Here is a 5770-nt window from a genome sequence, read left to right as displayed (position 1 = left end):
CGAAGCCGACCACCAGACCGGCCACCCGGGTGCCGACAGCCCAGTCGGCCCCTGGTCCGCACGCATCCACGACGCCGGCGAACTCCCAGCCAGGCCCGTGTGTTCGGGCTGATCGATGAGCCCTATCGAGTGGAAGAAGCCCGCCGCGACGCCGAGATCGGTGGGGTTGACGGTCGCAGCGGCGACGGCGACGCGAATCCGGCCCGGCCCGGGATCGACGACCGGCATATCGATGACCTCGATCGAATCCGGCCCGTTCGGGACGCGCACGACGGCAGTACGGAAGGTGGGAATTTCCATGGCTGTGTTCCTCTGCAGCTGGGTGATCGTTTTCCGTGCTCCATGCTCGTCGCGTCAACCGGGCAGCGTAAGAAGGCACTTGGAAGTGCGTAACCTGACTCCAGGTAGGAAAGGGGCGATCGGTGTCGACGCAGACGGCGGCTCAGCAGCGGGCCGAGGCGAAAGCGAGCTACAACGCGTTCATGGACGGCTGTCCCAGCCGCCAGCTCCTCGACCGCATCTCCGACAAGTGGGTCGTCTTGATCCTCGCGGCACTCGGCAGCGACGGTCCGCACCGCCCCGGAATCGACCACGAAGACGGGCCCCGGGCGATGCGCTACTCCGAACTGTCCCGCCGCCTCGCAGGCGCCAGCCAGAAAATGCTCACCCAGACCCTGCGCTCCCTGGAAGCCGACGGCCTGCTCACCCGCACCGTCACGCCCACCGTGCCGGTCACCGTAACGTACGAACTGACCGACCTCGGTCTGTCCCTGAACCAGGTCATGGCCGGTCTCAAGGACTGGGCCGAAACGTACATGACCGACGTACTCGCCCACCGCGAACGGCACCAAATGGCCGCCGAACGCTGAAGCGGTCGGCGGCGCCTGCATCCAGACGTACCAGGGCGTTCAAGGGGCCGTTGATGCACGAGGCAGCGCAGCCGACGCCAACCAGGTGTCAGGAACCACGATCACACACGCGAGCCACCCACAGCCCGCCCCCACGCACCGACCCCGCCCAGGCCGGCTTCACTACCACCCTCGCCGCCGCCCCGGACCAACTCACCCTGGCCGCCGACGTCATGACCAGGGTGATGTCCCCACGCGCCGTGTGGCCGTCCTGGACGCGCCGACGTTCAGCGGGAGGTGCGGTCGTTCCTCATGTCCGGGTACGTCAACCAGGGCGCGATGAACAAGTACGGCAACGACTTCCTGGCCCAGATGCGCGTCCTCGGCGGCGACGTGTTCGCCATCGATCCGGGCGCTCTGGGGTTCAAGGGCTGCGACACTGCTGCGGCGCACCTCATCTGTGAGATGAAGTAGCCGTAGCCAGGCCACTTCTGCCCGGGTCAGTGAACGGGGTGCCAGTGAACGGGGCGCCAGTGCTCCAGCGCCGCGTCCAGCACCGGTGCCTCGGGGTCGTCCCAGATGAGGCAACCCCACACCAGGCCGGGGACGTCCGGGCCCATGGCGTCGGCCGGCCCTGCGGTGAGCGTGCGGTGAACGGCTTCGAGGTAGGCGGCGATCGACGGATAGTCAGGCTTGTCGCAGGCCAGATCGTCCGGCAGCGACCAGCGGCCGACGCCGTCCGCGCCCACGTAATGCCCGGACTCGGGGCCTACTTCGTCGCCGGTCAGCCACGGCACCACCGCGCAGCCCCACACGTCGGCGCGGCCGATCTCGGGCAGCCGCGGCCTGAGCGCGTCGACCGGGCCGAGCAGAACCCCGCCCGGCAAAAACGCCCCCGAGCCGACCTCGCCCTCATCCTCATTGGCTGCTATGTACTGGTGCTCCACCCCACCGCACAGCCGCCACAAAGCGGTCAGCTCCGCAGGGACCCCGAAGCCGAGGTGCTGCATCACCTGAGCTTCGGCGGCCTCGATGGCCTGCTCCGGGGTGGGCGGTAGCAACGAGGCATACGAGACGGAGGCATTCACCTTCAGCCAGGTGGTGAGGCGGTTCCAAGCCGCTTCCAAGTTCGGTTGACCGCTCATCCAGCCAACCTAACGCGAGGCGCAGTGTCGCACCGACAGTCCACCCGAGACGACAGGGCGAGGGCGGTTCCGAGCGGCTATCGCCGTGCAGGCATGCCGAGACAGGTCCGCCGCCGCGCTCGGGTCAGCGGGTCAGCGGGTCAAGTCAAAGCCGCGTACGCAGCGAGGTGGTCCGTCGAAGCCGAAGGCTGCCCGCGACCGTCGACTTCCCGGCTTGCCACAACTCACCGCATCACGGCCCGGTCGGCCGATAGAGTCGAGCGGTGCGTTGATCTTCCGGGCGGCAGCCACGCGCGGCCGCGGACGGTGCAGGGTGCCTCGTAATGGGGCGCTTCAGCAGGCGTACCCGTCACTACCCCACCGGAGATCCACCCCATGGCTGCTCAGCAACCCCTCACCTACGACACCTTCGTCGAACTCGCTACGGCTGATCCAGCCGTCGTCGGACTCGTCCTCAAAGGGTCCCAAGCCCACGACGGCATGGTGACCCCGTACTCCGACCACGACCTGTATGTGGTGGTCGCCGACGACGCCCGCACCGAACTCACCCGGTACGCGGGCCACCGTAGCGCCGAGCTCGACCTCGTCATCGTCACTCTCACCGAGTTCCGCGGGCCCGGGACGCCCGGTGGGGAACGCTACGCTCTCGCCCGTGCCCAGATCGTGCTCGACCGGCTCGACGGAGACATCGCCCGGATCCTCGCCGGCAAGGCCCACCTGAGTGCTGATGAAGCATTCCAGGACGCGAGTGGCTGGCTCGATGCCTATGCCAACGCCCTCTACCGCTCCGTCAAGAACCACCGGGACGGTCAGGCTCTCGCTGCCCGGCTTGACGCCGCCGACAGCATCCGGTTCCTGCTCGAGCTGCTCTTCGCGCTCGACCGACGCCCCCGCCCCTACAACAAGTACCTGGAGTGGGAACTCGCCCGCCATCCGCTGCCGGGCTGGAACATCGACGTACTGCTCCGTGCCGTGGACCGCATCTCGGCCACGGGTGACGTCGCCCGGCAACGACACCTCTTCGCCCTTGTCGAGACGGCGGCCCGAGAAGCCGGACACGGTGCCGTGCTGGACGCGTGGGGCGATGACCTTGACCTCATGCGACCGCTGTGAGAAGTGCCCAGGTCGCCGGGCCGGAGTTCAGGCTGCCGCGGCGCGCAGCATGCTGGGGCTCAGGCCCTTGTGGCGTTTGAACGCGGCGCTGAAGCCGAAAGCATCGGCGTAACCGACGGACCGTGCGATCTGGGCGACGCTGAGGTCGGTGTCGGTGAGAAGCGTCTCGGCCTCGTCCATGCGGCATTCCGTGACGTAGGCGAGGGGCGAGCGGTCCATCAGCTTGGTGAAGCGCTTGGCGAACAGCGCCCGGGAGACGCCGGCCCGAGCGGCCAGTGACGCTACTGTCCAGGCCTCGGCGGGCTGGTCGTGGAAGGCCCGCAGGGCGGGGCCGAGGACGGGGTCGGCCAAGCCCCGGTACCAGCTGGGCGCTTCGGCGCCGGCCTGGTCGAACCAGCTGCGCAAGGTGCACACCAGGGCCCAGTCGAGGAGCCGGTCCATCAACGCCTGCGAACCGGCCGAGAGTTGGGCGGCGTCGGCGGCGGCCGTCTCCAACCAGGCACAGACCTCGACGTCCTCCTTCATCACCAGGACGGGTGGCAGAGCGCGCAGGAGCCGCTCGTGGCGGTGACCCGAGGCACGGTAGGCACCCACGATCATCGCCGTCGCCTCCTCCGAGTCATTGCCCCAGCGGATACCGCCGAGCTGCTGGTCGGTGCACTCCGCGTCCTTGGTGAAGCAGGCGATCTCGTACGTGGCGTGGGAGCCGTGGACCGTGGTGGGACGGTCGGCGAGATGGAACGGTGCGGGGCCGCACACGATGGCCGTATCTCCCGCGCCAACCGCCCGCTCGGTGCCGTCGGGCAGCAGCAGGGTGCCCCCGCCGCGCAATACGCTGATCATGGTGAGCGGGGCGTCGTCGGCGAAGCGGATGGTCCAGGGCGCCGTCAGTACGGCGTGGGTGACGACCGAGCCCTCGGCCCGGATGCCACTGAGCAGCGAACTCAAAGGATCCACACGACACATCGTAGACGCTCTCCTATGTTCTGGAGCTTTTCTCCCATGGATCATCTACGGCACGGCGGCTGTACTGGAGACATCGAATCGACCGAGACCCGGGAGACACCGTGACGCAGCACGCCGGCCATGCCAGGACAGCCCTCGTGGTCGTGGCACACCACCGCTCCGATTCCCTGACCGCGCACACGGCCCGTCGTGCCGCCGCCCGGCTGGAGGCCGCCGGATACCGCATCGACTTGCTCGACCTGCACGCCGAGGGATTCGACCCACGGATGAACACCGACGACCAGCCGGACTGGGGCAACAGGGAAAAGGCGTACTCGGACGAAGTGCACGCCCATATGCAGCGCATCCTCGACGCCGAGGTCGTCGTCGCCGTGTTCCCCGTGTACTGGCAGAGCGTTCCGGCCATCCTCAAGGGCTGGATCGACCGCGTATGGAATTACGGGTTCGCCTACGGTCGCAGCAAGCCCCGCCTGGCCGGCAAGCGCATGCTGTGGCTCGGCCTCGCCGGCGCCTCCGCCGACGACCCGATCGTGGAAGGCATGCAAACCGTCCTCGAGACGAACCTGAGCGAAGGAATCGCCTACTACTGCGGCTTCTCCCACTCCACCGTCGGTCTGCTCACCGACGCCGAGGAGCGCCCTCAGCACATCGACGCCGAAGGGAACATCCTGATCGGCGAGGCGGTCGCGGGCGCTGAGCGCGAGGCGCAGTATGCCGATTTCGACCGGCGTGCAGGGGAGTTCGTGGAGAAGTTCGCCGCCGCGGAATCCGTGGCGGCCTGACAACCAGACGGACAAGCGTGATCGCTGGGAAGCCGCCCCGAGTCCGCTCACACCGAGCGGACTCGGGGCGGTCCCTTGCCTTCTCGGCGAAGCATTCGGGCATGCTTCGAAGCGCAGCTGAACTGGGCACTCATCACCATGATGCCCCGCCGCCCCACCAGCAAGAGCCCTCGCACCCACGCATGGTGGAGGACGCCACGGGCCAAACCCCCTCCACTGCCGTGGAGTTCATGCGCATGCCACTGCCTGGGCAGGGCATCCGGCCTCACATGGAAGGGAGGATTGGATGAGCCTGGGGCTGAAGACTTCACTGGCGCGCGGTGGCACGGATGATCCGTCCGACTGGGCATGGATCGCCGCGATCCTGGCGGTCTACCTGCTGATCGGGTACGGGCTGGAGTACCGGTCGAAGAAGCGCAGGGGTGCCGCACGCCCGGCAAAGGCGGCGGCGGAGGGCCTGTTCTCCGAACGCGAAGGGATCGATCCGGGTCAGTACTTCCTCAGCCGCATGGTGATGCTGGGCGGCGGACTGGCGGTGGGACTCGCCGGTCTCCTCACCCGGAACACACCGACGGTGGTGCAATACCTGACCATGGGCACGGTGGCGCTGCTCGGAATCTTCGCGTGGGCGTGTTTCGACCACCGCACCGAGCCGCGCAACGAGACGGGAGCCCAGAAGCCCGACTTGCAGGCATGAACAGTCGCCAGCGGCGGCCGCGGAACACCGACGCCGCCTCGCTGGGCTGAACCCACCATCGAGCGCTGGCTCCAGGCTCCAGCAGAACAAGCAACCCCACAGTCGGCGATGGAGGCCATCTCCTGGTCACGTCCGCTGGAGTGGTGTATTGACGGCCACTCGGTGATCTCGTTTTTTAGGTTATGCGGTGAGTTCGGTCGGGAGGACGGTGTCGTCGGT

Annotated in this window: 7 protein-coding genes and 1 pseudogene; 5 read left to right on the top strand and 3 right to left on the bottom strand. The window is 67.9% G+C overall.

The genetic code is table 11. The annotated features are described in order from the left end of the window. Positions 1–300, bottom strand: a pseudogene (locus tag ACWD1Z_RS36320) (NADP-dependent oxidoreductase); the annotation flags it as partial. Positions 301–422: 122 nt separating this feature from the next. Between ACWD1Z_RS36320 and ACWD1Z_RS36315 the strand changes: the two are divergent. Together ACWD1Z_RS36315 and ACWD1Z_RS36310 are read left to right on the top strand one after the other, a co-directional pair. Continuing rightward, positions 423–869: a winged helix-turn-helix transcriptional regulator gene (locus ACWD1Z_RS36315; protein ID WP_451125015.1), complete on the top strand. Its 447-nt coding sequence runs from the start codon at positions 423–425 to the stop codon at positions 867–869. A 291-nt stretch (positions 870–1160) separates the two neighbouring features. Further along, on the top strand, positions 1161–1322 hold the full coding sequence (locus ACWD1Z_RS36310) for a hypothetical protein (protein ID WP_451125013.1): 162 nt from the start codon (positions 1161–1163) through the stop codon (positions 1320–1322). Between the two features lie 26 nt (positions 1323–1348). Here the strand turns inward: ACWD1Z_RS36310 and ACWD1Z_RS36305 are convergent, their stop codons facing one another. After that, positions 1349–1993: a hypothetical protein gene (locus ACWD1Z_RS36305; RefSeq protein ID WP_451125011.1), complete on the bottom strand. Its 645-nt coding sequence runs from the start codon at positions 1991–1993 to the stop codon at positions 1349–1351. A 375-nt stretch (positions 1994–2368) separates the two neighbouring features. Here ACWD1Z_RS36305 and ACWD1Z_RS36300 point away from each other — a divergent pair, with 375 nt between their 5' ends. Next, entirely contained in the window at positions 2369–3106 is a 738-nt protein-coding gene (locus ACWD1Z_RS36300) for a hypothetical protein (RefSeq protein WP_451125009.1), read from the top strand. A gap of 27 nt (positions 3107–3133) precedes the next feature. Here ACWD1Z_RS36300 and ACWD1Z_RS36295 read toward each other — a convergent pair whose 3' ends face one another. After that, complete coding sequence (locus tag ACWD1Z_RS36295) at positions 3134–4063, bottom strand: AraC family transcriptional regulator (RefSeq protein WP_451125007.1); 930 nt, start codon at positions 4061–4063, stop codon at positions 3134–3136. Between the two features lie 110 nt (positions 4064–4173). On the opposite strand from ACWD1Z_RS36295, the gene ACWD1Z_RS36290 reads away from it, so the two are divergent. Together ACWD1Z_RS36290 and ACWD1Z_RS36285 are read left to right on the top strand one after the other, a co-directional pair. Beyond that, entirely contained in the window at positions 4174–4854 is a 681-nt protein-coding gene (locus ACWD1Z_RS36290; RefSeq protein WP_451125005.1) for an NAD(P)H oxidoreductase, read from the top strand. Positions 4855–5140: 286 nt separating this feature from the next. Then, on the top strand, positions 5141–5551 hold the full coding sequence (locus ACWD1Z_RS36285; RefSeq protein ID WP_451125003.1) for a hypothetical protein: 411 nt from the start codon (positions 5141–5143) through the stop codon (positions 5549–5551). The last annotated feature ends 219 nt before the right edge of the window (positions 5552–5770 follow it).

This window comes from Streptomyces sp. NPDC002784, from assembly GCF_053592135.1.
Note: the sequence above shows the minus strand (reverse complement) of the source record. Positions and strands in the feature narration are given on the sequence as shown.